Below are 25,014 nucleotides of genomic sequence, written 5' to 3'. Positions count from 1 at the left end.
CGACGATGAGCAGCATTACCAAACTGCCGGTACGCAGTGTTGAACCGATTACCGACGACCTGCCGGGTTGGACCAAGGTGGCAGGCTCACCGAGCATGTCCACCTGGATCGAATACACCGCGCCGGACGAATCGATGATCGCCGGCTGGTGGACCGCCCAACCGGGTACCTACCACGCAACCTACGCCAGCTGGGAGTTTATCCACCTGATCGAAGGTAAAGCGATCATCACCCCGGACGGCGGTGAACCGGTTGAAGTAGGTCCGGGTGATGCATTCGTGATGGAGTCCGACTTTGTCGGCACCTGGGAGATCATCGAGCCGATCCTCAAGCACTTCACCATTCGGATGAAGTAAGCGACGCGGGGCGACCTCCTCTCTGTAGGAGGCGCGCCTCGCGCCGATTGAACCCTGCACCGCGATTAATTCAAAACACCGAGGTTGATCGCGGCGAGGGCGCCGCTCCTATGAAAACCGGAACTGGCTCTTCCAGTCACGGTGATTAAACACCTGGCCATTGGCCCGCACCTGCGCCAGGGCTTCAAGATCCAGCTCGGCGATGACCCAGCCGGCTTCGCCCTCTTCCCCCTGCGCCAGCACGCCATCATCGGGATAACCGTAATCCACAGGTGTATAGATCGCCGCACGGCCGCTATTGATATCCACCGCCTCTGACCAGGTTGCCTCGCCGATGGTCGGCGACTGGGCAACGAAACATTGGTTCTCCAGCGCACGGGCCTGACAGCCGATGCGTACCCGGTTGTAACCGGCCTGGGTATCGGTGCAGCTTGGCACCAGGATCAGATCGGCACCCATTTCCACCTGCCTTCGGGCGATGATCGGGAATTCGCTGTCGTAGCAGACCGAGATGCCCACCTTGCCGAAAACGGTGTCTATGACGCGGATCTCGCTACCGGCGCTGATCAGCCACTGCTCCGACTCAAAACGGGTCATCTGCAGTTTGTCCTGGTAATCACGGGTGCCGTTCGGGCGGAACAGCCAGGCACGGTTCACATAGCGGCCATTCTCCTGCAGCAGCGGAAAGGTGCCTGCCTGGATATACAGCTTGTGCTGCTGCGCCAGCTCGGTGAACAGATCCAGAAACGGCTGATGCAGGCTCTGCATCGCTTCCAGCTGGGCCGACAATGAACGGTAGACATTGGCCTCGAACAGGGAGGCCAGCTCCATGCTGAAGTACTCGGGAAACAGCAGGAAGTTCGCGCCACGAGATACGGCGTCATCCACCATGCCCTGGATTTTGGTACGGAAGTTTTCCCAGCTACCAACAAAGTTGATCGGGTACTGGGCGGCAGCGAGTGTCAGGGTGCGCGACATGGCATTCTCTCTGGAGCTGTTGATCGGGTCAGTATACGCGGAGTGTATCGATAGACAGACTACACCAGCCGCTTCAGATAAAACTGCATCGGCTTGGCGGTTTCGTCCTGGTGGTCCACATCCTGCCAGCTGAATTCGGTCACCAGCCCGGCTCTAGCGGAATAACCGAAGTGGCGCCAGATCTCATCCAGCGGCTGGTAACCGGCGGGCCTCAGCGGGTGATCGTCCGGGCGCTGCACGGCGCAGAACACGCTGATCGACTTACCTAAAGCAACCGCCTGAGCCTCTCGCTCGCGGAAAAAGCCTTTGTAGAAACCGGCGCCGCGGTGTTCAGGCAACAGCACAGACTCGGCACAGTAGAAGATATCGTCAATATTCCAGCCTGCCTGTTCGAACGGGCGGCGGAACTCCTCGGTCTCATCGCTCAGCGCCAGCCCGGTGGATGCGCCGACCACCCGGTCGCCATCCAGTGCCAGCACGCAGACGGCGGAGTCGGTTTCCACGTAGGTACGCAGGTACTTCGCCTCGTATTCCGGCGAGCCGTCGTAAAGATAGGGAAAGTCACGGAAAACCCGGATACGCAGTGCCGCCACATGATCGAGCCAGGGCTCAAGTTCGGCGCCACGCAGGGTAATAAGTCTGCTGCTTTTCATGCGCGGGATGATACCGCCTTTTGGGCAAAAGGCGGTATTTAAAGCTGTCAGTCGAAGGCGGTTTCAGCCGCCGACCTGGGCGATCCAGTCTTCCAGGTTGTAGTAGTTGGTGACCCGGGCCACCTTGCCGCCGCGCACTTCGAAAAACGCGCCAGCGGGCAGCTGGTAGGTCTGGCCGTTCGCCTCGGGCAGGCCTTCGTCGGTAACCAGGTATTCACCGTTGACGACGAACTCGGCGGCGGCGCGACTGCCATCGGCACTGCTCATGATGGAGATGCCGGTCAGCTCCTCGCGGTAGCAGCGATTCATGTGATCCATGAATGTCGCAAACGCATCGCGTCCGACCTGACGCTCACCCTGGTTGATATCGTGGACCACATCCTCGGTCAGAAGACCCAGAAAGCATTCCATATCGCCCTGGTTGAAGGCGCGGTAGTATTCGAAGATCAACGCTTCGGTTTCGGCTCTGCTCATGAGCTCACTCCAGAACTGTGGATATATAGCCTGAGACGATAGCCCGACGAACCGCCAGGCTCGTTCCCGAAAACGACATTTATGTGCGCCTAGGCGGTGCTGCCCTCGCCGACCAATTTCAGCCCGACCACACCCGCGATAATCATGCCGATACAGAAGATACGCAGCGCACCGCCCGGCTCCTGCATAAACAGGATACCGACAATCGCCAGCGCCGATGCGCCGATACCGGACCAGACTGCGTAGGCGGTGCCCACCGGTATCGTGCGCATGGCAAATGACAGCAGCGCCAGGCTGACCACGATCAGCACCGCCGTGATCAGCGAGGGCCAGAACCGGGTGAAACCATCGCTGTATTTCAGACCGATGGCCCAGAGACACTCCAGCACCCCGGCGATTAACAGATATATCCAGCCCAAAAGAATCTCCCTGGATCAGTTTGCCGGATCGTACTTGGACAGCCACTCAACAACCAGCGGATGGAAGCGGGTCAGTCCCTTGTAATCGATCAGCTCCTCCGGCAAGCCTTTCATAACGCGATGCATACGCTTGGCCCATTCCGGGTTGGTGACCAGATCTTCCAGGCTGATCAGGTAGGTACGGATACTGAACATCAGCGCGTTGCTGCGCGCCATGCGATCCAGCACCTGCAGCTCGACGCGCAGGTGTACTTTCTCGCCGACGTTTTCCGGTGTCACGCTCATACGGTCGGAGCCCCAACTTGGGTAGGTTTCCGGCGACGTATCCATGCGCGCGTTGACGGTCAGTGTCCAGTTAAGACGACGCACCGGACGGCCCAGCGGAATCGCACAGAGATATTTCAGGGCTCGATCGAAGATGCCCATCTCATGGGCCATGGGAACCGGTCCGTGCCACTCAGCGAAGCTCATGCCGGCATCGAACGCCAGCGACCAGTCTGCCGGACAGGTAACGATTCCGGCGTCCAGAAACAGGTCGCCATCACGCTGATCCAAAATGGCAAAGTCACCCTGTACCTGACGACCGATATACTCCATCGGCGGCAGCGGCAGGGTACTGCTGTCACCGAAGGTGAAGCTGTCCTTGATGTTCAGCAGCTTGTTTTCCCAGGTCCACAGGTCGCCCTCTTTGGTGAGGTTAAAATGCTCCGGATAGTCTTCCGCGAAGCAGTGCATCACCCGGTCGATCATGTCCCAGCAGGCGAGATCCATATGCGGCATCGCCAGGCAGCGCTTGGGGTTCTCTTTCAGCACCAGGTCACGCTCATGCATCTCGGACAGGTAGTGCTCATCGATGTCGAGCAGGTGCTCATAAACGCTGCCTTCCGGACCCGGCGTTACATGCGGCTCGATATTGACCGAGTACATGTACTCATCTTCCGGAAACGGAAAGGGGAAACGGGCGACGGCGCCGGGGCTGTTGGAATAGGTGAAGTCGTCGCGGAAACTCTGAATCGGTTTTGGGGCCATTCTCATGGGGATACCTCCAAATTAGGATGTTGAAAATCGTTTTCGAGGCAGCCGAGGCAAGGCAAAAACAGGCGAAAAAGCGGAGTTTAGTGAACTAAATGAGCACTTTGAGCCTGTTTTTAACGCCGCATTCGGCAACGCAGATAGTTTTTTCAACATCCTCTTAAAGATCGATAACCAGGCGTTTGCCGGAGGCGCGTGAAACACAGGGCATGATGCAGTCGCCCTGCTCGCGCTCGGCCGCCGATAAAAACTCATCGCGATGCTCGATATCGCCGGACAACACGCGGGTCACACACTGGCCGCAGACACCGCCGCGGCAGAGGTGCGGCACATCGACCTCGGCACTTTCCAGCGCTTCCAACAGAGAGGTCTCGCCATCGACGCTGACCGTGCGCCCGCTGCGCGACAGCTCCACCTCAAACGGCTTACCGGGCTGAGGTGCCGCAAAGGCTTCAAAATGCACATGGCTGGCCGGCCAGCCGAGCTCTTCGGTGACCTCGCGTACACCGGCGATCAGCGCTTCCGGGCCACAGATATACACATGAGTGCCGCGTGGCTGGTTGGCCAGCAGCTCGCCCAGCTCACAGCGCTGTCCGGCTTCGGAGTCATAAAGAAAACACTTATCGCCCAGCTCGGCTTTCAACTGATCACGGTAGGCGCCAGTGCTGGAGCCGCGATACAGGTAGTGCAGTTCAAAATCCGCACCGCGACGCTCAAGCTCCGGCAGGTAGGCCATAAACGGCGTGATACCCACACCGCCGGCCAGCAGCAGATGTTTGCCCGCCTGCCAGTTCGGCGCGAACAGGTTGGCCGGCGGCGTGATGCACAGTTCATCACCCAGCTTCACAGATTCATGCATGTAGACGGAGCCACCACGGGACTGCTCCTGCAGACGCACCGCGATGCGGTAATTGCCGCTGTCGCGCGGATCGCTCAGCAACGAGTAAGCGTTACGGTACGGACGCGGTTCAGCGGGCATCTCAACCACCACGTGGCTGCCGGGAGAAAACGGCAGCAGTTCGCCGTCGACGGCATCGAGGGTAAATTCACGAATCATAGGAGAGACCTGCTCGATGGCGCTCACCCGCACACGAATGCTATCGGTACTCATCACACCAGCTCCTCTGTTTCCGGGATATCGGCTGGATCCTCGGCATTGATCTGAACGCCCACGTAAGCGCCGTGCAGCTTCGAATAGTGATCGCGTACCAGCAGCAGGCGACCACAGGCGGAGCAGGTTTGCGGCGAGTGGGTCACGCCTTCGGTGATTTCGTAACAGTGAGTACAGAAAAGACGGCGCTCTTTACTGGTGGGCTCACACATCTGTACCTGCTCATCGGCAAGGCCCGCCGCCAGCGCCAGGTTGCGGATATCCCACATAAAGCCTTCACTGCCGCTGACATACACAGCGCTTGCCAGCGGCAGTGTCTCGAACACCGCTTCCAGCTCAGCGCGGAATTGCGCGGTCAGGCCATCCGGGCCGCCGTCGATGCGGATACATTGATCCTGCGGCAGGCTGGCTTTCAGCGCATCCAGCTCTGCGCCTGCACCGATAAAGAGATGTTTTTTCGCCTTTGGCCGGATAACGACCGGGTCATAGAGCGGCCGGCTTTTGATACGCGGATCGATCTGCATTACCACTCGCCTCCTTCATAAGGTTGAGTCTTATCGCCAGCGGGAATAAATGGGAGACACCGTAAAAACCGGCCCATTTATTTCCCTTTGGGATAGTTTATTTCTCATGAAGAAAGGCAATTTGCGCACCAAAAGATCTAACTTACTGATATAAAAGCAAGTTACCTTAGGAGTCCGTTTTTCACTCCCGTCAGGGTCGAGAATAACTACTCATTTTGGTGCAAAGGTGCGGTGGAGCGGTCCGAATTGAGGCGTAAACCGGTGAATGGTGAAACATGCACGCTGGAAATAGTCAGAGTTCCCAGGGTTCCGGCGAGCTGATTTCGGCGCCATCCTCCAGTGGAAGTGCCTCGTGAAACAACTCATAGACCAGACTGCGCATCCAGCGGTTGGCCGGGTCTTTGTGACAGCGGCCGTGCCAGTGTTGCTTGAGCACAAACACCGGGTTTTCCAGCGGCGGTTCCAGCACTTTGATATTGGCCAGCTCAGCAAACGAGGTGCCCACGGCACGCGGCAGGGTCACGATCAGGTCGGAGGTACTGACGATAAACGGCACACTCATAAAGTGAGGGATCGTCAGCACGATATTCCGCTTGATCCCCTGCTTGGCCAGCAAACGGTGGAAAATTTCCTGACTGCGCGCCTCCGGCGTAACGATGGCGTGTGGCACCTCAATAAACTGCTCAAGGCTGAGGCTGTCGCCGATAACCGGGTGGTCAGCGCGGGCGATGGTGGCGAAGTTATGCCGGAAAAGCCGCTGCTGATAAAAGCCATTCTTGACCAGGTCAGGGAAATAACCGAGCGCCAGGTCCACTTCGCCCTCCTCCATCGCCCGCTCCAGCCTCGCCGGCGGCATCACCAGGGTTTTTAGCGCGATCCCCGGCGCTTCCTGACGCAGCCTTTTAAGGAGTTTCGGCAGAAACACCATCTCACCGATATCTGACATGCTGAAGGTAAAGGTGCGCTCTGCACTGGACGGATCGAATTCCGCCTCATGCAGCAGCTCCCGGTTAACCGTTTCCAGAATCCGGCTGACCGGATCGACCAGTTCCATCGCTCTGGCCGTGGGTGTCATGCCCCTGGCGGTGCGCACAAACAGCTGATCATTAAATTGCCGACGCAACTTGGACAGCGCAAAACTCATGGCCGGCTGGCTTAATCCGAGTATTGCCGCCCCCTCAGAGACGCTTTTCGTCGTCTGAATGGCGTCAAAAACCTTTAATAGATTCAAGTCGATATCTTTAATATTCATTATTTTTATAGTCAAAATAAACAAACGATGATTTACAGATAGTAGTCCAGTTTCTAGTCTCGAACACAAGCCTGGGACAGGCCAGAGCAGCCGTCCCGACAACAGATAAAAATAATAAGCGAGGCTCAAAGATGAATATGCATGCCGTACAGCATGACGTACCCGTACTCGATGTAGATCCCTACAGCGACGAATTCCTGCTTAACCCCTACCCTTTCCATGAGCAGCTGCGTGAAGCCGGCCCCCTGGTCTGGCTGCCGAAGTACGAGGTCTGGGCCATGGCCCGCTTCGACCAGGTGAAAGCGGCACTCGGTGACTGGGAGACCTTCTGCTCCTCACGCGGCGTCGGCCTGACCGATTTCAAGAAAGAAAAACCCTGGCGCCCGCCCAGCCTGCTGCTCGAGGTTGATCCGCCCTTCCATGACCGTACCCGCGGCGTGATGTCCCGCATCCTGTCGCGCCCGTCGCTGGAAGCTCTGCGTGAACCTTTCGCCCGCAAAGCCGAAGAGCTGGTGAACCGCCTAGCAGACAGTGGCGAACTCGATGGTGTCGCAGAGATCGCCAAGGCCTATCCGCTGCGCGTATTTCCCGATGCGGTCGGTCTGGTTCCGGAGGGTCGCGAAAACCTGCTGCCTTACGGTGACATGGCATTTAACGCCTTTGGCCCCCGCAATGAGCGGCTGGAAAAGTCGATGGCCAATGCTCAGAAGGTGATCTCCTGGATTACCGATCAGTGCCGACGCGAGGCGCTGACCGACGATGGCTTCGGCGCCAAGATTTACGCCGAGGCGGATGCCGGCAACATTACCCACGAAGAGGCGGGACTGCTGGTTCGCTCGCTACTGACCGCCGGGCTGGACACCACCATTTTCGGCATCGGCAACGCCCTGCTCTGCTTCGCCCGTCATCCAGAGCAATGGCAGATACTGCGTGAGAATCCATCCCTGGCACCTCAGGCGTTCGAGGAAGTGCTGAGGTATGCTTCTCCCGCGCAGACATTCTTTCGCACAACCACCCGTGATGTGGATATCGAGGGGCAGACCATTCCCGAAGGCTCCAAGGTACTGCTGTTCCTGGCCTCCGCCAACCGGGATCCGCGCCAGTGGGAAAACCCCAACGACTTCAATATTCAGCGCAAGGCCGCAGGACACGTCGGCTTTGGCCACGGCATTCATGTCTGTGTCGGTCAGATGGTGGCCCGCCTGGAAACCGAACTGCTGTTCACCGCGCTGGCAAAACGGATCGAAAGCATTGAGCTGTGTGGCGAACCCCAGTGGTGGCTGAACAACACCCTGCGCGGTCTGGCCGCACTGCCGCTGCGACTGAAAACCGCCCAACAGCCTGCCGCAGCAGAGACGACCTCCGTGGAGCCGGTAGCAGCCCAATCTAAAGCTGATCCCAACCTGCTCAGCGTCAGTATTCGAGGCAAGCGCCTGGAAACCGCCGATATCTGCAGTTTCGAACTGGTGAGTGCCGATGGCGCGCCTCTGCCTGTCGCCAAAGCCGGCGCCCATATCGATGTGCATACCGGTAACGGCCTGATCCGCCAGTATTCGATCTGCAACCTCCCAGGAGAAAGCTCGGCCTATCGCATCGGTGTCCTCAAGGATCCCCAAAGCCGTGGCGGCTCCAACTGGATGCATGAGCAGCTGAACCCGGGCGACGCCCTGAAAATCAGCGCCCCGCGCAACCTGTTTGCCCTGAGTGAGAGCTCATCACCCAGCCTGCTGCTGGCCGGCGGCATCGGCATCACCCCGATTCTGGCCATGGCCTATGAACTGCAGAAGCGTGAGCAATCCTTCGGCTTGCACTACTGCACCCGTTCACGCGCGCGCACCGCTTTCCTCGACGAGATAGAAAACTCGAGCTTCGCCGACAGGGTCAGCCTGCATCACGATGACGGCGAGCGTCTGGATATCAAGGCGCTGCTTGGCCAGACAGAGCGGGATACCGAGATCTACGTCTGCGGCCCCGAGGGCTTCTTGCAGGCGGTGCTCGAAAGTGCCCGGGAGTTGGGCTGGCCGGAGGAGAAACTGCACTACGAATACTTCGCAGCAACGCCCGCCAGCAGCAGCGATGACCAGGCGATCGAGCTGCGTATCGCCAGCACCGGGCAAACCCTGACCGTACCGGCCAACGCCAGCGTACTGTCGACCCTGGAAGAAGCAGGCTTTGATATTCCCAAGTCCTGTGAACAGGGTGTCTGCGGCAGCTGCCTCACCGGTGTTACCGACGGCGAACCCGATCACAGGGACCACTTCCTGACACCTCAGGAAAGGCAGGCAAACAACCAGTTTACCCCCTGCTGCTCAAGGGCCAAGGGAGGCACCCTGACTCTGGACCTGTAAATGCTTATGCCTTCCGGAGAAGCCCTGGTCGCTTCCCGGAAGGCAGAACGCGGTAATGAAAAACCCAACAACATCCGTTTAAAAATAAAGATAAAGGATAAGCACCATGAAACTGACCTCTCTGATCAAGCCGCTCGCTGCCGGCGTGCTGCTGGGCCTCTCTGCTTCCGCCGCCCAGGCCGACGACTCCTACAGCCTGCGCCTGGCTCATTTCTGGCCGGCGGGCTCCAGCGTCGACAAGGTGGTTAACGCCTGGGCCGAGCGCCTCAACGAGCGCTCGGACGGACGCCTCACTATCGATATCTACCCCTCTCAAACCCTGGCCAAAGCGCCCGCCAGTTATGATGCGACCGTCAACGGTGTCGCCGATATTACGGTGACCGCCCAGGGCTATACCGCCGGACGCTTTCCGCTGACCCAGGTGATCGAACTGCCCGGCATCGTTACCAGCGCCGAAAACGCCAGCTGCGTACTGCAGAACCTCTACGACGAGGAGCTGATCAGCAATGAGTACAAGGATACCCATCCGCTGTTCTTCTTCGCCCATGGCCCTGGCCATATCCATACCGGGGAGAAACCGGTGAAAACACCGGAGGATCTTTCCGGCCTGCGTATCCGTCGCGCCACCACCGTGGTCGGCGACCTGCTTGAAAGCCTCGGCGCCCAGCCGGTCGGCATGCCGGCCCCGGAAACCTATACCGCGGTACAGCGCGGTGTGATGAACGGCGTAGCCTTCCCCTGGCAGGCAATGAAAGACTTTCGCTTAAACGAACAGCTGACCCAGCACACCGAGATCGGTCTCTATACGCTGTCGTTTATCACCACCATGAACAACGCCAGCTACACACGGCTGCCGGATGACCTGAAGCAGGTGATCGACGAGAACAGCGGTATGGAGTGGGCCCGCGCCATGGGCAAGGAGCTGGACGACCTGGATGCCCGGGGACGCGAAGAGGCACTGAAAGATGGGCACAGTTTCTACACCGTGGAAGGCGGCACGGAGAACCCGGCATGGAAAGATACTCTGCAGGGAGTGATCGACCACAATATCGAGATGCTCACGGCAAAATCCTTGCCCGCCGATCAGGTCTATAACCGCGCCAAATCCCTGGTACCGGTCTGCGCAGGTTAAGCGCATCAGTTCCCGCCCCGCCCTCCCTGATGGCGGGGCCTTATCTTTTTCTTGCCTCGGGGCCTCAGGATTTTCTCGAAAAAACGTCGCTTTTCTCGCCAAGAATCAATAAAGTTTCTTAACAGGAATGTTACACTCAATCCTGGTAAAACAAGAGAGCGGGCCTATGAGCGAAAAAAACACTGCTTCACGACATATCGACGCCCTGGAGAAAGGCGAGATCAGTCTTAGCCGGGAGAGCCAGAACCAGGACCCACGTCTGCGGCTTGAGCAGTACATCGCCATGCAGGTTAAGCGCAAACGTACCGAACAGGGTCTGAAGATTACCGACGTGGCGCGCATCGCCGGCCTTAGCCAGGGGATGGTAAGCAAGATCGAGAACGCCCAGGTCTCCACCAGCCTGGAAACGCTCAGCAAACTCTGCGATGCCATCGGCCTGCCGATCTCCCAGCTGTTCAGTGATTATGATCGCCCCTCCGGCGGCGCTCAGCTGACCAAGGCGGGCGAAGGGATGGAAGTGGTGCGCCGTGGTACCGAGAAGGGCCACACCTACCAGCTGCTCAATTACCATCGCGGCAAGAAGAAAAGCTACGAGCCGTTCCTGATCACCATGGACGACGCCAGCGAAGTGTTCCCGACCTTCTCCCACCCTGGGCAGGAGTTCATCTATATCCTCCAGGGCGAAATTCTCTACCGCCACGGCAACCACCTCTACGAGATGGGCCCGGGCGACTCGCTCTCTTTTGATGCCGAGGTTCCACACGGCCCGGAAGAGCTGCGCAAGGTGCCACTGCAGTTACTGTCGATCATCCATTACGACGACTGACAGCGTTAAATAACGCTTCCTCCGCGTTCACCGCAGGGAAAATGAGTTGTTTCCTCCGACTCAATCCGCTGGCTGAATTGCAGCCAGTTGCCAGAACGCCGCCAGGTTGCGCCCACAAAGCCTGAGGTTCAGTCCGGCATTGGCCAGCGCCGTGTCGAGATCCGTAACCCCCGGCAAAATCGGAAACACCGCTTTCAGCCCCTGATGTGATAGCGTCTGCAGCACCTGGGGATCCTCCGGCACCGCACCACCTACCGCGATACAGGGAATGCTGTGCATTCTTGCCCGGCGCGCCACTCCTACCGGTGTTTTCCCCCGCTCGGTCTGGCTGTCTATCCGCCCTTCGCCGGTGATGACCAGCGCCGCACCTTCCAGGTGTGAATCGATATCCACAGCATCGAGCATGATCTCGATACCGGGTTTGAGACTGGCGTTGAGAAAGGCAAGAAAGGCAGCGCCCAGTCCACCCGCGGCGCCGGCGCCGGGAATGGTGTCGACCTTCTCGCCGATACAGTGGGTAATCGCCTCCCCGTAACGTGCCAGACAGGCATCCATGCGTTTGACCAGCGCGGCATCGGCTCCCTTCTGCGGTCCGAATACGGCGGAAGCGCCCTGTTCGCCGGTGAGCGGGTTATCCACATCACAGGCGACCTGGAAGCTGACACCACGCAGACGCTTATCAAGCCCGGACAGGTCGATCGATGCCAGGCTCTCCAGCCCTTCGGCACCGGGGGCAATATCATCACCGTTTTCATCCCTCAGGCGCACACCCAGTGCCTGCAGCATACCCGCCCCACCATCATTGGTGGCGCTGCCGCCCAGGCCGATGATGATCTCGGTCATGCCAGCATCCAGCGCCTCGAGAATCAACTCGCCGGTGCCGCGCGTGGTTGCCCGCCAGGGGTCACGCTCGCCGCGGGACAGCAGATCCAGCCCCGAGGCCGCCGCACACTCGATGACCGCACGCTTGCCACCGAGTCGCCCCCAGAAGCCGTTAACCGGTTTACCCAGCGGGCCGGAGACCTCTTTGTGCTCCAGGCTGCCACCGGTGGCACTGACCAGCGCCTGCGTCGTGCCTTCACCGCCGTCCGCCAGCGGCAGTTCCACCACCTCGGTATCCGGCAGCGCCAGGCGCCAGCCCTCGGCCAGGGCCGCGGCGACCTCGGCGGCACTGAGACTTTCCTTGAATGAATCCGGTGCGATTACGACTTTCATCGGCGGGCCCTCGCTGGCTGGGGTTAGGGTTTAACCTGTTCCAGTTACCCTACCCCAAGCCATGGGTCGCCACCATAGGAAGCTGCAGACTCAGATTCCCTGTTTGCTGCGACCGGCCCAGAACTGCTGGGCCAGCTCACCGAAGCCGGTAGCAATGCCCAGCATGTGATGACTGGTCTGGGAGCTCTGCTCCACCGCTTCCAGGTTTATCCTCGACATATCGCGGATACTGAACACACTGCGGTTGATCGTTTCCGCCACCTGACTTTGCTGATCCACCGCATCCGCGATCTCCAGGCTCATGGCGGAGATCTGCTGAATCGACTCCAGCAGACGATCCAGCGACTCGGCGGTGTGCCCGCTCTGCTCGACGCAGATATCGGCCTGCGCCTGACCCGCTCGCATCGATTCCACAGCCCTGCGCGAGCCATCCTGCAGGCGCTCGATCATGGCGTGGATCTCATCCGTGGAGCTCTGCGTCCGTGTCGCCAGCGAACGCACCTCGTCAGCGACCACGGCAAAGCCCCGGCCCGCCTCGCCAGCACGCGCGGCTTCGATGGCGGCATTCAGCGCCAGCAGATTGGTCTGTTCGGAGACAGACACGATGACATCCAGAATGCCGGTGATATTGCGGCTGCTCAGCTCCACCTCCTGAATCACTTCGGCGGCGCGGGCGATTTCGGCTTTCATCTGCTGGATGGCGACGACGCAGGCATCCACGTCAGCCTTGCCCTCGGTCACCTCCTGCAGGCCCTGGGCTGCCGCGTCTGAAGTGCCCTGCGCACTGTGCGCCACGCTCTGAATACTCGCCGACATCTCGTTGACGGCGGAGGATACCTGATCGGTTTCCGAGAACTGGCGCCGGACACCGGCCTGGGATTGCTCCACCGCCGCACTCAGCCCGGATACGCCCGCGGTGAGCGCTCCGGAGGAGTCGGAGATACGCCCGATCAGACCCGCGGTTTCCGACTCCAGCATCTTCATCGCCAGCTGCAGCTTGCCGATCTCATCCATACGGCCGGTATAAATACACTGGGCGACGGGATCATTGACCACGCTCTCTGCCCGCTGGGTCAGTGCTCTCAGGGGGCTGAGCGCAAACAGCAGGGCGATCACCGCCACCAGCCCGGCACCGCCCAGCATCAGCAGGGCCTCATCGGACACGCCCAGGTAGCGCCCCACCAGCGCCGCCATCAACAGGGGCAGCACTACACACAGCTGCAACCGCATGCGGTAGGAAAGCCCCCAGCCTCTCAGACTGCAGGGCACCTTGCCCGCATTGAGCCTGGCATAGAGCGTTTCCGCCCGCTTCACCGCCTCTTGATCCGGTTTACGCCTGACCGACTGATACTCGGCGATTTCACCATCGCGCTCGATGGGGGTGACATAGGCATCCACCCAGTAATGGTTACCGTTACTGCACCGGTTTTTGACCACGCCCATCCAGGACTGGCCAGTTTTAACCCGGCTCCAGAGGTCACCAAATGCCGCCTGCGGCATATCCGGATGACGCACCATATTATGGTTGCTGCCCAGAAGTTCCTGTTCCGAAAATCCGCTGATACGGACAAAGTCTTCATTGACGTAGGTAATGCGTCCCTTGAGATCCGTGGTGGAAAGAATATTGGAGGACGCGGGAAACGCCTCTTCTATCTGAGTCACCGGCAAGTTCTGCTTCACGTTGGCTACTCCTGCTACCCTACTGCACAAATTGTCAGGAAGCCGACGTAGTCGACTATCTTCTGTAGCCTTATTGCAACAAAGGAGCCAGCCGCGCAAAGCCCCCGGTGACTTCACCCCTGCGCTGAAAGATACCCCTGAATAACCCGCCACTGCTCGCGTTTTGCCGCAAAATTCATCGCCGCATGGGCCGGACTGGTGGACGGCAGTTGAAGCAGAGCCGGCCCATTCGGGTGCTCTGCAGCCAGTAATGACCCAAAGTGGCGCCGGAACAACCGGTAGGCGGTGCCGCCATTGCAGACCACCAGCTGCAGCTGCGGCAGTTGTGCCAGCAGCCCCGGCAGATCATTGGGCTGCACCGACTCCGCCGCAATACTGCTGTCGAGACTGCCGGGCCGATAGCAGCGCCCGATCACATCCCAGAGTGCGATACCGGCCTCCTTGAGCCTTTCAAGCCGCTCCTCGTAGGGCAGCTGCGGCGAAAACCCGCACAGCTCTCCCAGGATCGGCCAGAACGCGTTGCGCGGATGCGCGTAATATCGCTGCGCCTCCAGCGACGCCACGCCCGGCATGGAGCCCAGAATCAGCACACGGGCATCGGCCCGCCAGCTGGGCGGGAACGACAGAGCATCGGACATGAATTACCTCTTGATTCGCTAAACGCTTTACCTCGCCCCTGACCTGGGTCATGGACCCGTACGGAAACACCGAACGATCCGGTATGATAGCGGACTTGTTTCACCGGACCAGACGGCAGGGGTAGATGGCCACTTACGCGATTGGAGATATTCAGGGTTGCTACGATGAACTGATGCAGCTGCTGGAACAGATTAACTTCAGCGAAGAGGACCGACTCTGGCTCGCCGGCGATCTGGTTAACCGGGGGCCCAAATCCCTCGAGGTGCTCCGCTTCATCAAAAGCCTGGGCTCCCGTGCCCGCACGGTGCTGGGCAATCACGACCTGCACCTGCTGGCGGTGCACTACGGCATGGCCAGCGGCAAGCGCAAGGATACTCTGTCACCGATTCTAGAAGCGCCGGACCGGGATGAACTGCTGCACTGGCTGCGCCATCAGCCACTGCTGGTGGATGACAAGACGCTCGGTTACGTGATGACACACGCCGGCATTCCGCACGTCTGGACGCTGAAACAGGCGAAAGGCTATGCCGCGGAGGTGGAGCAGGTACTACAGGGCACACTGGCGGATGAATACTTTCGCCATATGTATGGCAACCAGCCGGACCGCTGGCGCGATTCGGTTAAAGGCTGGGAGCGTCTGCGCCTGATCACCAATTATCTGACCCGGATGCGCTTTATCAGCGAGCACGGCAAACTGGAGTTCAGCGCCAACGGCGGCCTTGAAACCCAGCCCAAGGGCTACCATCCATGGTATGAGGTAGCCAGAGAAAAAGAGATTAAACGCACCCAACTGTTCGGCCACTGGGCCGCGCTGGGTACCACCGGCAAGCAGGCGGTGATCGCCCTGGATACCGGCTGTGTCTGGGGCAACTGCCTGACGGCACTGCGCCTGGAGGATGGCGAGCAGTTTTCATGCGACTGCCCCGGCCATCACCCCGTTAAACACTAATTCGCATTTTGGAGAGCCACCCATGGATCAATACCGCTGCATTTCACCTATCGAGGCGGCCGACCTGATCGACCAGGGCGCTGCCGTTGTCGATATACGCGACGGGCAGAGCTATTCGGCGCGCCGCATCACCAACGCCTTCAACCTGAACAACGACAACCTGCAGGACTACATCGCCGCAGCTAATATGGACAAGCCGGTCATCGTCTGCTGCTACCACGGTATCAGCAGCCAGTCTGCGGCCGGTTTCCTGTCGCACCAGGGCTTCGACGAGGTTTACAGCCTGGATGGCGGGTTTGAAGCCTGGCACCAGGCGTTCCCGGACCGCTGCGAGAGCTAAGGGTGCAGGTCTACCTGGTGGGAGGCGCCGTTCGCGACCGGTTGCTCGGCCTCAGGGTAAAGGATCGCGACTGGGTCGTCGTCGGCGCCACCCCGGAGCAGATGATCGACGCGGGCTTCAGGCCGGTGGGGAAGGATTTCCCGGTGTTTCTGCATCCGGACAGCGCCGAGGAGTACGCCCTGGCGCGCACCGAACGCAAGTCCGGCAAGGGCTACACCGGCTTTGAGTTTTTCGCCAGCCCCGAGGTCACCCTGGAAGAGGATCTGCGCCGGCGCGACCTGACCATCAACGCCATCGCCGAGGACAGCGAGGGCAGCCTGATAGATCCCTACGGCGGCCGCCAGGATCTGGACGCCCGCCTGCTGCGCCATGTCTCCCCCGCGTTCCGCGAAGATCCACTGCGGGTGCTGCGCACCGCCCGCTTTGCCGCCCGCTTCGCCGACCTGGGGTTTCAGATTGCGGACGAGACCCTGGCGCTGATGCGGAAAATCAGCCAAAGCGACGAGCTTGATCACCTGACACCTGAGCGTGTCTGGCAGGAGTTCGAGCGCGCGCTCGGCACCCGCTCACCAATCGTGTTTATCGAGACACTGAATGCCGCGCATGCCTGCAAAAAGCTGCTGCGGGAGCTCTGCGAACTGGATACGGACACGGCCTGTAGCGCGACCCGGCAACTGACCGATGCAAGCGGCACCCCGGAACAGCAGTTCGCCCTGCTGCTCTCTCTGGCGACCCGGAACAGCGCGCCTGACAGAGCCGAACAGCAGATTCGCGACCTCTGCCTGCGCCTGCGAGCCCCCAACCGCTACCGCGATCTGGCGCTGCAGCTGTGTCACTGGCATGAGAGCCTGAGCCGTTTCGAAAGGCTTGCGGCCGAACAGAAACTGAGGCTGATCAAACAGCTGGATCTGTTGCGCCGTCCGGAGCGTCTGGCGCAGCTGCGCCTATGCGTTCAGGCATTGAACGGGGCTGATGGGCCGGTTGCGCCATCTTTGGATGGATTGCTGGAGCAGATGAGGGCACTGGAACCACGCCAGCTGATGGCGGAAGGTTTTTCAGGCAAAGAGCTTGGACAGGAGTTGGAACGGCGCCAGCTGACGATCTGCGCAGAGGCTTAACCCCCCTGCTGAGCGCTGAAGCCGGTATTGTCCGGCACCGAGATCGCCCGGTCATGCCAGTCGAAGTGGATCGGCCAAAGCTGCTGATCACTGCTGTAGGCCTGCCAGAGGCGGGCGAAGGTCTGTTTCTCAGCGGGGTGCAACGCATCCGGCACCAGCTCCGCCAGCGGCCAGAGTACAAAGGCGTTACGCAGGATCTCCGCTCTTGGCAGTTGCACACCGTCAAAACTGCCGACACGATCGCCATAGATGAGGATATCGATATCCAGCGGCTGCTCCACCGGCTTGCCCCGGCGGATGCGGCCAAAGCTGTCTTCCAGCCTTTTCAGCCAGGATGAGAGCTCTGCCAGCGGCAGGTCGGTCTTAACAGCCACCGCCAGGTTGAAATAGTTCGATGCGGTACAGCCCACCGCTTCGCTTTCGAACACCCGGGAGACGCGGATCTCCCCGAACGCTTCGGACAGCGCATCGAGCGCCGCACTGATATTGGCGTGGCGGTTGAGATTGCTCCCCAACCCCAGATAGACATCGGTCATCAGGCCGCTTCGCCCCGCTCTATCTTTACGCCAACCGTGCGCGCCTCGCCAACGGCGCCGGGCTTGCTCAGTTCAAGACAGAGCCAGGGTACACCGAACTCTTCACGCACCAGGGTGGCGAGCTCCTCGGCCAGGGTTTCGATCAGCAGGCAGCGACTGGCTTCCACATGGGCGATCACCCGCTGGGAAACGCTCTTGTAGTTGAGCGCAGCGTCGATATTGTCACTGGCGGCCGCTTCCGCGATACTCCAGGCCATCTCGAGATCAATAATCAGCGTTTGCGGTGCCTTGCGCTCCCAGTCATAGATACCGATGACCGTTTGCACCTCTAAGCCGCGAATGTAAACTTTATCCATTTCCCAACCTGAAGAGCTCCACCTAAAGAGCTTAACCTGGAGAATTCTGAGGAATGCAGGAACCCCTGACATCGACAGCTGCACTGGTCGTCGGCCTGGGTTACCTTCTCGGCTCCCTGCCCACCGCCGTGCTGGTGTGCCACTCTATGGGCATCGCCGACCCCCGTCAACAAGGCTCACGTAACCCCGGCGCCACCAATGTGCTGCGTATCGGCAACCCCACAGCGGCGGTGCTGACCCTGCTGGGCGACCTGAGCAAAGGCGCCGCCGCTGTGGGCGCCGGCCTACTGGCCGGACTCAGCGGACCGGCACTGGCACTCAGTGCGCTGGCCGCGGTGCTGGGCCATCTTTACCCGATCCAGGGCATGCGCCACGGCGGTAAGGGCGTTGCCACCACGCTGGGCGGCTGCCTGGTACTCAGCCCACCGCTGGCGCTGAGCCAGATCGGCAGCTGGCTGCTGATCTTTGCAACCACGCGGATCTCGTCGTTGGCATCGGTACTGACCGCGCTACTGACACCTTTATATGCCTGGTTTCTGCTGCCCGAGATGCTGGGCACGCTGACGCTGATCTCACTGCTGCTGGTCGGCCGCCACGCGCGCAATATCCGCAACCTGATCAGCCGCCACGAGCCGAAGCTTTGAAAGCTTTAAAAGCAATCGGCGCGAGGTTTTTATGCACTTTGGGTGGGTGCATCCTACTGCAGCACCGAAGAGCAACCCTGGCGTAGGAGCGACGACCCGTCGCGATAGCCCGCCCTAACCCGTACCACTCATATATTAGCCGGCGCAACGGCCTCAAACCCGGGTACCCGCGACACCGTTAACGGCGAATGCGACTTCGCAGCTCAGATAGCCGGCAGCGTATCCATCGGCCAGCGCGGCCGTGCCAGGATCGTCAGGTCGCTGTGCTGCCCCGCCAACAGACGCTGACAACCCGCATAAGCGATCATCGCGCCGTTATCGGTGCAGAACTTGGGCCGGGCATAAAACAGCTTGGCACGCTCTTTCTTCATCACCGCTTCCAGCTTTTCACGCAGGCGGGCGTTGGCGCTGACGCCACCGGCGATAACCAGCTGACGGTAGCCGGTCTGCTTAATCGCACGGCGACACTTGATCGCCAACGTATCCACCACGGCCTCTTCGAACGCTGCCGCGATATCGGCCATGGTCTGGTCGTCGATACAGCCATTTTCATCGCGCTGGGCATTGGTGGTGTTGAGCGTGAAGGTTTTCAGACCGGAAAAGCTGAAATCCAGACCGGGACGGTCGGTCATCGGACGCGGGAAGGTAAAGCGGCTGCGATCGCCCTTCTGCGCCAGCTTCGCCACCAGCGGACCACCGGGGTAATCCAGGCCCAGCATCTTGGCAGCCTTGTCGAACGCCTCGCCAGCGGCATCGTCCAGGGATTCGCCCAGCAGGCTGTAACGGCCGATGCCCTCTACCTGCACCAGCTGGGTATGACCACCGGAGACCAGCAGGGCCACGAACGGAAACTCAGGCGGGGTTTCCTCCAGCATCGGCGCCAGCAGATGTCCTTCCATATGGTGTACCGACACGGCAGGCACACCGAGGGAAAGCGCCAGCGCGCGTCCGGTGGATGCCCCTACCATCAATGCGCCGATCAGCCCTGGTCCTGCGGTGTAGGCGATCGCATCAATATCGGACAGGGTCAGCTTGGCTTCTGCCATCACTTCGCGTATCAGGGGTATCAGTTTGCGCACATGGTCACGGGAGGCCAGCTCCGGCACCACGCCGCCATACTCGGCATGCATAGCCACCTGCGAATACAGCGCATCGCCAAGCAGGCCCTGTTCACTGTCGTACAGCGCTACACCGGTTTCATCACAGGAGGTTTCTATCCCCAGTACTCGCATTCTCTCGCCTTTTTTAAGCCTGTTTATTACCTGCCATTTCATCGTCAAACGCGCCGTAGGAGCGGCGCCCTCGCCGCGATTACCCACCGAACTGCTATCAGGCCGCCTGTTGCAACCAATCGGCACGGGGGCGTGCCTCCTACGAGGCTTTAATGCATTGGCTGAAACACCCCAATTATTTGACGCGCAGAATTATCCCATCTCTTTACAGGGACGACCAGCCTGACTACAATTTGCCGCCTTATTCTCTACGCGCAGCTTTTGGGGCTAAGCTAAGAGAGTAACTTTCAAACCCACAACCAAGCACAAGGTGACTGATAAATGCCTAGCGTTAAAGTTAAAGATAACGAGCCGTTCGACGTAGCTCTGCGTCGTTTCAAGCGTTCCTGCGAAAAAGCCGGCATTCTGGCTGAAGTTCGTCGTCGTGAAGCTTACGAAAAGCCCACTACTCAGCGTAAGCGTGCTGCAGCTGCTGCTGTTAAGCGTCACGCCAAGAAAGTATCTCGCGAAAACGCTCGTCGCGTACGCCTGTACTGATCGACCGTATTAAGTAACAACTACTTGTAATCGATACCCGACACAGGAATCCGGCCCAATGTCTGAACTCAAAGCGCAGATCTCCGCAGCGATGAAGGACGCCATGCGCGCCAAAGATAAAGCGCGACTGGCCACGGTTCGCCTGATCCTGGCTGATATCAAGCGCATCGAGGTTGACGAGCGTATAGAGCTCGACGATGCCCGGGTACTGCAGGTGCTGGACAAAATGGTCAAGCAGCGCCGCGATTCGATTGCCCAGTACCTGGCGGCTGAGCGCCCGGAGCTGGCAGACAAGGAGCAGCAGGAGCTGGAGGTGATTCAAACTTTCCTGCCGCAGCCTCTCAGTGACGAAGAGATCAACGCCATCCTGGATCAGGCGATCGCCGATACAGGTGCAAGCTCAATGGCCGACATGGGCAAAGTAATGGGTGTCATCAAGCCCAAGCTCCAGGGTCGTGCCGACATGGGCCAGGTATCCAAACTGGTAAAAGCGAAGCTCTGACACTAAGCTCTCGCTGCCAACCGACAGCGAGGTTCTATGGCAGGGCGAATTCCACAGCATTTTATTGATGACCTGCTCGCGCGCGTCAACATCGTTGATGTGGTCGACAGCCGCGTCAAGCTCAAACGTGCCGGCAAGAACTACTCCGCCCTCTGCCCGTTCCACAAAGAAAAATCCCCGTCGTTTTCCGTAAGCCCCGACAAGCAGTTCTATTACTGTTTCGGCTGTGGCGCCGGTGGCAATGCGCTCGGCTTTGTCATGGAACACGACCGTCTCAGCTTTCCGGAAGCGGTAGAAGAACTCGCCCGCCTGGCCGGCATGGAAGTGCCGCGCGAGAACGACCGCCCCCAGGACCTGGCGCGCGAGAAGCAGATCAAGAGCCAGTTTTCCGTACTGCAACAGGCCAACAGCTTCTATCAGCAACAGCTGCGCACCAGCGAACAGCGCCAGAAAGCGGTGGATTACCTGAAAAACCGCGGCCTCACCGGACAGATCGCCGTCCGCTTCCAGATCGGCTATGCACCGCCGGGCTGGGAAAACCTGCTCAACCACCTGTCCTCCTCTCTGGAAAATGCACCGACTCAGCTGGAACGCGCCGGCCTGCTTATCCACAATGAGGAGCGCGACAGTTACTACGACCGCTTCCGCGACCGCATCATGTTCCCGATTCGCGATATGCGCGGCCGTACCATCGGCTTTGGCGGCCGGGTACTCGGTGACGACAAGCCCAAGTACCTGAACTCTCCGGAGACCGACACCTTCCACAAGGGGCGCGAACTCTACGGTCTATATGAAGCCCGCCAGCAGACCCGGGACCTTAACCGGTTACTGATCGTCGAGGGCTATATGGACGTGGTGAGCCTGGCGCAGCATGGCATCACCTGGTCTGTGGCCACGCTCGGCACCGCGACCACCGAACATCACCTGGAACGGCTGTTCAAGATCGTCCCCGAAGTGATCTTCTGCTTCGACGGCGACAACGCTGGCCGCAAGGCCGCCAAACGAGCGCTCGACACCACGCTTCCAGTGATCAAGGATGGTCAGCAGGCACGTTTCCTGTTTCTGCCCGAGGGCGAAGACCCGGATACCCTGGTGCGCAAGGAAGGTGAAGCCGCGTTTACCCAGCGGGTCAGCGAAGCGCTGCCGCTCAGCGAATTCTTCTTCAAGGCGCTGGCGGAAGACGCCGATCTGTCGAGCATGGATGGCCGCGCCCGCTTCAGCAACCAGGCGCTACCACTGATCCAGTCGATGCAACCCAGCCTGCTGCAACAGATGATGATGGACCGCATCTGCGAGATCACCGGCCTGTCACTGGAGCAGCTCAACAGCGTAATCGACCTGCACCGCGCCACCGAAGCGCCACCCCCAGCGGAAAGACCCAGCCGCGAAGAGATGCCGCCACCGGCCAGTGAGTGGGATTACGCACCGCCGGAGTATCCGGACTTCCCGGATCAGTACCCGAGCAGCCCGGAAGCCTCAGGCCCAATCCCTGCGCCCGCGACCAGCAGCCGACCAAAATCCGGCAACAAGGCACTGAAGATCAACCTGGTCAGCAGCGCCATCTCCATTCTGCTGCACCAGCCTGACCTTGCGACTTCCCAGCCGGAAGCCAGTGTGCTTAAAGGCTTGCAGGAGCCCAATATCGAGCTGCTGATCGAGCTACTCACCTACCTGCAGCAGAACCCGGGCGCCTCCCTCGGCACACTGGTGGTGGACTGGCAGGAAGACCCGGCACGCCAGGCGCACCTGATGCTGCTGAACGAGATCGCACACCTGGAGCCGGTACTGGGCAATATCGACGCCAGCCAGTTGCTCGGAGAAACCATGCAGCGACTGGTCGGGCGCCACAGCGAGGCCCGCATCGACGAACTGATGAAAAAGCAGCGCCAGTCACCACTGACCGACGAAGAAAAGCAGCAACTGCAATCACTGCTGACCGGACGCCTGCAGGGCCACTGATTCACCCAACCTGCAGCGCTTACGGGCACCCGTGGCACAGATGCGCGCAAACCGGACCCGCACACTGCGAGAAGCACAATTCAGCGTTGCCCGCAGCGCCGGGCAAAACGGAAAATCTGTTCTAAAATCTAACTGTCTTCAGCACAAATTTCCCAGAGCAATGCGTAAACTCAATTGCTTAGTAACTGGCCAAAGAGTCGTTCAAACGCTATAATGTCGCGCTTGATTTTACACTGCCGTCAGTCACATCTTCAGCATCTACTCTTCAAACAGGGGTTCTATGTCGGATAACTCCCAACAGCAGCAATCACGTCTAAAAGAACTGATCGCCCGAGGCAAGGAGCAGGGTTACCTCACTTACGCTGAGGTCAACGACCACTTGCCCCAGGATATCGCCGATCCGGATCAGGTCGAAGACATCATCCGTATGATCAACGACATGGGTATCTCCGTGTCGGAAGAAGCACCGGATGCCGAAGACCTGCTGCTCACCGGCGGCGACTCTGCTGAAGAGGCAGACGACGAAGCCGTTGCCGCTCTGGCTGCGGTCGAGTCCGACGCAGGTCGCACCACCGATCCCGTGCGTATGTACATGCGCGAGATGGGTACCGTCGAACTTCTGACCCGTGAAGGCGAGATCGATATCGCCAAGCGGATCGAGGAGGGTATCCGCGAGGTGATGATCGCCCTCTCCCAGTTCCCCGGCAGTGTCGACACCATTCTTGAAGCCTACAACACCGTGCTTCAGGAAGAGGGACGCCTGAGCGATATCTTCAGCGGTTACATCGATCCGGATTCCGACGCTCCGGAAGAAGAGACCGAGGCGCCGATCGACGACATCGATGACGAAGAGTCTGACGATGATGATGAAGACGAAGATGACGACGATTCCAAGGACGACTCCGACAGCGACGAAAAAGAGCGCGGTCCGGATCCCGAGGAAGCCCGCATCCGCTTCGGCGCCGTGCAGGAAGCGGTAGAGCGTTTCCACGCCGCACGACTCGGCGACGACGCCAAGGAACTCTCCGAAGCACAGGCAGAACTGGGCCGGGTATTCTCCCCGATCAAGCTCTCGCCGCGCTTCTACGACGCCCTGGTTGAGCGTGTACGCGGCTACATTGACCGTATCCGCCAGCAGGAGCGCACCATCATGCGCATCTGCACCCAGCGTGCGCGCATGCCGCGCCGCGATTTCATCCAGAAGTTCCCGGGCAACGAAACCAATCAGGCCTGGGCGGATGAGCTGATCGCCTCCGGTGCCGGCTATGCGCCGTACATCGAAGACAACCTCTCCGACCTCCAGCGCGCCCAGCGTCGCCTGGTCCAGATCGAAGAGGAAGTGGGCATCTCCCTGGCGGAGATCAAAGAGGTCAACCGTCGCATGTCGATCGGTGAAGCCCGTGCCCGCCGCGCCAAGAAAGAGATGGTCGAGGCCAACCTGCGTCTGGTTATCTCTATCGCCAAGAAGTACACCAACCGCGGCCTGCAGTTCCTGGACCTGATCCAGGAAGGCAACATCGGTCTGATGAAAGCGGTGGACAAGTTCGAATACCGTCGCGGCTACAAGTTCTCCACCTACGCGACTTGGTGGATTCGTCAGGCGATCACCCGTTCCATCGCGGACCAGGCACGCACCATCCGTATTCCGGTGCATATGATCGAAACGATCAACAAGCTCAACCGTATCTCCCGCCAGATGCTGCAGGAGATGGGCCGCGAGCCGCTGCCGGAAGAGCTGGCCGAGCGTATGGAGATGCCGGAAGACAAGATCCGCAAGGTGCTGAAGATCGCCAAAGAGCCGATCTCCATGGAAACACCGATCGGTGACGATGAAGACTCCAGCCTCGGTGACTTTATCGAAGACACCACGCTGCACTCACCGGTGGATACTGCTACCGGCGAAGGCCTGCGCGAAGCGACCAAGGACGTACTCTCCGGCCTTACCGCCCGAGAAGCCAAGGTTCTGCGCATGCGCTTCGGCATCGACATGAACACCGATCACACCCTTGAGGAAGTCGGCAAGCAGTTCGACGTTACCCGTGAGCGTATCCGTCAGATCGAAGCCAAGGCCCTGCGCAAACTGCGCCACCCGAGCCGCTCCGATCACCTGCGCAGCTTCCTGGACGAGTAACACGACACAGGGCGTCCTCCAGTAGGAGCGACGCCCTCGTCGCGATCATTCTCGACACCAGCTTCCCTTTC

26 protein-coding genes are annotated in these 25,014 nt (G+C 59.8%); 12 read left to right on the top strand and 14 right to left on the bottom strand.

Features of this window, described 5'->3' with window-relative positions; translation table 11 throughout:
* Window positions 1-5: 5 nt before the first annotated feature.
* Window positions 6-356 (top strand): cupin domain-containing protein, encoded by a 351-nt coding sequence (locus ACQUQP_RS05695; protein WP_432697838.1) that lies wholly within the window; start codon window positions 6-8, stop codon window positions 354-356.
* Between the two features lie 108 nt (window positions 357-464).
* On the opposite strand, the gene ACQUQP_RS05690 is transcribed toward ACQUQP_RS05695, so the two are convergent.
* The 8 genes from ACQUQP_RS05690 to ACQUQP_RS05655 all read right to left on the bottom strand — a co-directional run bounded on the left by ACQUQP_RS05690 (window position 465) and on the right by ACQUQP_RS05655 (window position 6,799).
* Window positions 465-1,334, bottom strand: coding sequence for a carbon-nitrogen hydrolase family protein (locus ACQUQP_RS05690; protein ID WP_432697837.1), 870 nt, complete (start codon window positions 1,332-1,334; stop codon window positions 465-467).
* A 59-nt stretch (window positions 1,335-1,393) separates the two neighbouring features.
* Window positions 1,394-1,987 carry a GNAT family N-acetyltransferase gene (locus ACQUQP_RS05685; protein ID WP_432697836.1) on the bottom strand — a complete coding sequence of 198 codons (594 nt, stop codon included), beginning with the start codon at window positions 1,985-1,987 and terminating at the stop codon, window positions 1,394-1,396.
* Window positions 1,988-2,050: 63 nt separating this feature from the next.
* On the bottom strand, window positions 2,051-2,461 hold the full coding sequence (locus tag ACQUQP_RS05680) for a ketosteroid isomerase-related protein (RefSeq protein WP_432697835.1): 411 nt from the start codon (window positions 2,459-2,461) through the stop codon (window positions 2,051-2,053).
* 89 nt (window positions 2,462-2,550) lie between these two features.
* Window positions 2,551-2,880 (bottom strand): DMT family transporter, encoded by a 330-nt coding sequence (locus ACQUQP_RS05675; RefSeq protein WP_432697834.1) that lies wholly within the window; start codon window positions 2,878-2,880, stop codon window positions 2,551-2,553.
* A gap of 15 nt (window positions 2,881-2,895) precedes the next feature.
* On the bottom strand, window positions 2,896-3,915 hold the full coding sequence (locus ACQUQP_RS05670; RefSeq protein ID WP_432697833.1) for a heme-dependent oxidative N-demethylase family protein: 1,020 nt from the start codon (window positions 3,913-3,915) through the stop codon (window positions 2,896-2,898).
* A gap of 157 nt (window positions 3,916-4,072) precedes the next feature.
* Window positions 4,073-5,023, bottom strand: a complete 951-nt coding sequence (locus ACQUQP_RS05665) for a PDR/VanB family oxidoreductase (protein ID WP_432697832.1) — start codon at window positions 5,021-5,023, stop codon at window positions 4,073-4,075.
* Window positions 5,023-5,547 (bottom strand): dimethylamine monooxygenase subunit DmmA family protein, encoded by a 525-nt coding sequence (locus ACQUQP_RS05660; protein WP_432697831.1) that lies wholly within the window; start codon window positions 5,545-5,547, stop codon window positions 5,023-5,025. Before ACQUQP_RS05660 ends, ACQUQP_RS05665 begins: the two co-directional genes overlap by 1 nt.
* A gap of 292 nt (window positions 5,548-5,839) precedes the next feature.
* Entirely contained in the window at window positions 5,840-6,799 is a 960-nt protein-coding gene (locus ACQUQP_RS05655) for a LysR family transcriptional regulator (protein ID WP_432697830.1), read from the bottom strand.
* A gap of 131 nt (window positions 6,800-6,930) precedes the next feature.
* On the opposite strand from ACQUQP_RS05655, the gene ACQUQP_RS05650 reads away from it, so the two are divergent.
* The 3 genes from ACQUQP_RS05650 to ACQUQP_RS05640 all read left to right on the top strand — a co-directional run bounded on the left by ACQUQP_RS05650 (window position 6,931) and on the right by ACQUQP_RS05640 (window position 11,105).
* Window positions 6,931-9,147 carry a cytochrome P450/oxidoreductase gene (locus ACQUQP_RS05650; RefSeq protein WP_432697829.1) on the top strand — a complete coding sequence of 739 codons (2,217 nt, stop codon included), beginning with the start codon at window positions 6,931-6,933 and terminating at the stop codon, window positions 9,145-9,147.
* A gap of 106 nt (window positions 9,148-9,253) precedes the next feature.
* Entirely contained in the window at window positions 9,254-10,279 is a 1,026-nt protein-coding gene (locus ACQUQP_RS05645) for a TRAP transporter substrate-binding protein (protein WP_432697828.1), read from the top strand.
* 166 nt (window positions 10,280-10,445) lie between these two features.
* Entirely contained in the window at window positions 10,446-11,105 is a 660-nt protein-coding gene (locus tag ACQUQP_RS05640) for a helix-turn-helix domain-containing protein (protein ID WP_432697827.1), read from the top strand.
* A gap of 60 nt (window positions 11,106-11,165) precedes the next feature.
* Here ACQUQP_RS05640 and ACQUQP_RS05635 read toward each other — a convergent pair whose 3' ends face one another.
* From ACQUQP_RS05635 to ACQUQP_RS05625, 3 genes are all read right to left on the bottom strand, one after another.
* A complete protein-coding gene (locus tag ACQUQP_RS05635) occupies window positions 11,166-12,320 on the bottom strand; it encodes a glycerate kinase (RefSeq protein ID WP_432697826.1) in 1,155 nt (384 codons plus the stop codon).
* A gap of 90 nt (window positions 12,321-12,410) precedes the next feature.
* On the bottom strand, window positions 12,411-14,000 hold the full coding sequence (locus ACQUQP_RS05630; RefSeq protein WP_432697825.1) for a methyl-accepting chemotaxis protein: 1,590 nt from the start codon (window positions 13,998-14,000) through the stop codon (window positions 12,411-12,413).
* 113 nt (window positions 14,001-14,113) lie between these two features.
* The gene (locus ACQUQP_RS05625) at window positions 14,114-14,638 is read right to left on the bottom strand and encodes a DNA-deoxyinosine glycosylase (protein ID WP_432697824.1); all 525 of its coding nucleotides are present in this window, start codon (window positions 14,636-14,638) and stop codon (window positions 14,114-14,116) included.
* Between the two features lie 125 nt (window positions 14,639-14,763).
* Here ACQUQP_RS05625 and ACQUQP_RS05620 point away from each other — a divergent pair, with 125 nt between their 5' ends.
* Genes ACQUQP_RS05620 through ACQUQP_RS05610 form a run of 3 tightly spaced genes read left to right on the top strand, consistent with a single transcriptional unit; the run spans window position 14,764 to window position 17,046 of the window.
* Window positions 14,764-15,588 carry a symmetrical bis(5'-nucleosyl)-tetraphosphatase gene (locus ACQUQP_RS05620; protein ID WP_432697823.1) on the top strand — a complete coding sequence of 275 codons (825 nt, stop codon included), beginning with the start codon at window positions 14,764-14,766 and terminating at the stop codon, window positions 15,586-15,588.
* Window positions 15,589-15,610: 22 nt separating this feature from the next.
* Window positions 15,611-15,928, top strand: coding sequence for a thiosulfate sulfurtransferase GlpE (glpE, locus tag ACQUQP_RS05615; RefSeq protein ID WP_432697822.1), 318 nt, complete (start codon window positions 15,611-15,613; stop codon window positions 15,926-15,928).
* 2 nt (window positions 15,929-15,930) lie between these two features.
* The gene (locus tag ACQUQP_RS05610) at window positions 15,931-17,046 is read left to right on the top strand and encodes a hypothetical protein (RefSeq protein ID WP_432697821.1); all 1,116 of its coding nucleotides are present in this window, start codon (window positions 15,931-15,933) and stop codon (window positions 17,044-17,046) included.
* On the opposite strand, the gene folK is transcribed toward ACQUQP_RS05610, so the two are convergent.
* The gene (gene folK / locus ACQUQP_RS05605) at window positions 17,043-17,582 is read right to left on the bottom strand and encodes a 2-amino-4-hydroxy-6-hydroxymethyldihydropteridine diphosphokinase (protein WP_432697820.1); all 540 of its coding nucleotides are present in this window, start codon (window positions 17,580-17,582) and stop codon (window positions 17,043-17,045) included. The two genes, ACQUQP_RS05610 and folK, sit on opposite strands and share 4 nt — an antisense overlap.
* A complete protein-coding gene (gene folB / locus ACQUQP_RS05600; protein WP_432697819.1) occupies window positions 17,582-17,938 on the bottom strand; it encodes a dihydroneopterin aldolase in 357 nt (118 codons plus the stop codon). The genes folK and folB overlap by 1 nt, the downstream gene beginning before the upstream one ends.
* Before the next feature lie 53 nt (window positions 17,939-17,991).
* Between folB and plsY the strand changes: the two genes are divergently transcribed.
* Window positions 17,992-18,582 (top strand): glycerol-3-phosphate 1-O-acyltransferase PlsY, encoded by a 591-nt coding sequence (gene plsY, locus ACQUQP_RS05595; RefSeq protein ID WP_432697818.1) that lies wholly within the window; start codon window positions 17,992-17,994, stop codon window positions 18,580-18,582.
* 203 nt (window positions 18,583-18,785) lie between these two features.
* On the opposite strand, the gene tsaD is transcribed toward plsY, so the two are convergent.
* The gene (gene tsaD / locus ACQUQP_RS05590; RefSeq protein WP_432697817.1) at window positions 18,786-19,814 is read right to left on the bottom strand and encodes a tRNA (adenosine(37)-N6)-threonylcarbamoyltransferase complex transferase subunit TsaD; all 1,029 of its coding nucleotides are present in this window, start codon (window positions 19,812-19,814) and stop codon (window positions 18,786-18,788) included.
* Window positions 19,815-20,135: 321 nt separating this feature from the next.
* Between tsaD and rpsU the strand changes: the two genes are divergently transcribed.
* The 4 genes from rpsU (at window position 20,136) to rpoD (ending at window position 24,943) form a co-directional block, all read left to right on the top strand.
* Window positions 20,136-20,351: a 30S ribosomal protein S21 gene (gene rpsU / locus ACQUQP_RS05585; protein ID WP_104003575.1), complete on the top strand. Its 216-nt coding sequence runs from the start codon at window positions 20,136-20,138 to the stop codon at window positions 20,349-20,351.
* Window positions 20,352-20,409: 58 nt separating this feature from the next.
* Window positions 20,410-20,853, top strand: a complete 444-nt coding sequence (locus tag ACQUQP_RS05580) for a GatB/YqeY domain-containing protein (RefSeq protein WP_432697816.1) — start codon at window positions 20,410-20,412, stop codon at window positions 20,851-20,853.
* Between the two features lie 36 nt (window positions 20,854-20,889).
* Window positions 20,890-22,812 carry a DNA primase gene (dnaG, locus tag ACQUQP_RS05575; protein WP_432697815.1) on the top strand — a complete coding sequence of 641 codons (1,923 nt, stop codon included), beginning with the start codon at window positions 20,890-20,892 and terminating at the stop codon, window positions 22,810-22,812.
* Between the two features lie 280 nt (window positions 22,813-23,092).
* Window positions 23,093-24,943, top strand: a complete 1,851-nt coding sequence (gene rpoD / locus ACQUQP_RS05570; RefSeq protein WP_432697814.1) for an RNA polymerase sigma factor RpoD — start codon at window positions 23,093-23,095, stop codon at window positions 24,941-24,943.
* Window positions 24,944-25,014 lie beyond the last annotated feature (71 nt).

The organism is Marinobacterium sp. YM272 (genome assembly GCF_050908845.1).
Taxonomy (GTDB): Bacteria; Pseudomonadota; Gammaproteobacteria; order Pseudomonadales; family Balneatricaceae; genus Marinobacterium_D.
Note: the sequence above shows the minus strand (reverse complement) of the source record. Positions and strands in the feature narration are given on the sequence as shown.

What these genes read in the sequence shown, in the direction of transcription:
- rpsU (WP_104003575.1), top strand. Translation starts at nt 20,136, where the DNA reads ATGCCTAGCGTTAAAGTTAAAGATAACGAGCCGTTCGACGTAGCTCTG.
- folK (WP_432697820.1), bottom strand. Translation starts at nt 17,582, where the DNA reads ATGACCGATGTCTATCTGGGGTTGGGGAGCAATCTCAACCGCCACGCC.
- ACQUQP_RS05695 (WP_432697838.1), top strand. Translation starts at nt 6, where the DNA reads ATGAGCAGCATTACCAAACTGCCGGTACGCAGTGTTGAACCGATTACC.
- ACQUQP_RS05635 (WP_432697826.1), bottom strand. Translation starts at nt 12,320, where the DNA reads ATGAAAGTCGTAATCGCACCGGATTCATTCAAGGAAAGTCTCAGTGCC.
- dnaG (WP_432697815.1), top strand. Translation starts at nt 20,890, where the DNA reads ATGGCAGGGCGAATTCCACAGCATTTTATTGATGACCTGCTCGCGCGC.
- ACQUQP_RS05640 (WP_432697827.1), top strand. Translation starts at nt 10,446, where the DNA reads ATGAGCGAAAAAAACACTGCTTCACGACATATCGACGCCCTGGAGAAA.
- ACQUQP_RS05620 (WP_432697823.1), top strand. Translation starts at nt 14,764, where the DNA reads ATGGCCACTTACGCGATTGGAGATATTCAGGGTTGCTACGATGAACTG.
- ACQUQP_RS05655 (WP_432697830.1), bottom strand. Translation starts at nt 6,799, where the DNA reads ATGAATATTAAAGATATCGACTTGAATCTATTAAAGGTTTTTGACGCC.
- ACQUQP_RS05685 (WP_432697836.1), bottom strand. Translation starts at nt 1,987, where the DNA reads ATGAAAAGCAGCAGACTTATTACCCTGCGTGGCGCCGAACTTGAGCCC.
- rpoD (WP_432697814.1), top strand. Translation starts at nt 23,093, where the DNA reads ATGTCGGATAACTCCCAACAGCAGCAATCACGTCTAAAAGAACTGATC.
- tsaD (WP_432697817.1), bottom strand. Translation starts at nt 19,814, where the DNA reads ATGCGAGTACTGGGGATAGAAACCTCCTGTGATGAAACCGGTGTAGCG.
- ACQUQP_RS05680 (WP_432697835.1), bottom strand. Translation starts at nt 2,461, where the DNA reads ATGAGCAGAGCCGAAACCGAAGCGTTGATCTTCGAATACTACCGCGCC.
- plsY (WP_432697818.1), top strand. Translation starts at nt 17,992, where the DNA reads ATGCAGGAACCCCTGACATCGACAGCTGCACTGGTCGTCGGCCTGGGT.
- folB (WP_432697819.1), bottom strand. Translation starts at nt 17,938, where the DNA reads ATGGATAAAGTTTACATTCGCGGCTTAGAGGTGCAAACGGTCATCGGT.
- ACQUQP_RS05650 (WP_432697829.1), top strand. Translation starts at nt 6,931, where the DNA reads ATGAATATGCATGCCGTACAGCATGACGTACCCGTACTCGATGTAGAT.
- ACQUQP_RS05670 (WP_432697833.1), bottom strand. Translation starts at nt 3,915, where the DNA reads ATGAGAATGGCCCCAAAACCGATTCAGAGTTTCCGCGACGACTTCACC.
- ACQUQP_RS05665 (WP_432697832.1), bottom strand. Translation starts at nt 5,023, where the DNA reads ATGAGTACCGATAGCATTCGTGTGCGGGTGAGCGCCATCGAGCAGGTC.
- ACQUQP_RS05625 (WP_432697824.1), bottom strand. Translation starts at nt 14,638, where the DNA reads ATGTCCGATGCTCTGTCGTTCCCGCCCAGCTGGCGGGCCGATGCCCGT.
- ACQUQP_RS05690 (WP_432697837.1), bottom strand. Translation starts at nt 1,334, where the DNA reads ATGTCGCGCACCCTGACACTCGCTGCCGCCCAGTACCCGATCAACTTT.
- ACQUQP_RS05660 (WP_432697831.1), bottom strand. Translation starts at nt 5,547, where the DNA reads ATGCAGATCGATCCGCGTATCAAAAGCCGGCCGCTCTATGACCCGGTC.
- glpE (WP_432697822.1), top strand. Translation starts at nt 15,611, where the DNA reads ATGGATCAATACCGCTGCATTTCACCTATCGAGGCGGCCGACCTGATC.
- ACQUQP_RS05645 (WP_432697828.1), top strand. Translation starts at nt 9,254, where the DNA reads ATGAAACTGACCTCTCTGATCAAGCCGCTCGCTGCCGGCGTGCTGCTG.
- ACQUQP_RS05580 (WP_432697816.1), top strand. Translation starts at nt 20,410, where the DNA reads ATGTCTGAACTCAAAGCGCAGATCTCCGCAGCGATGAAGGACGCCATG.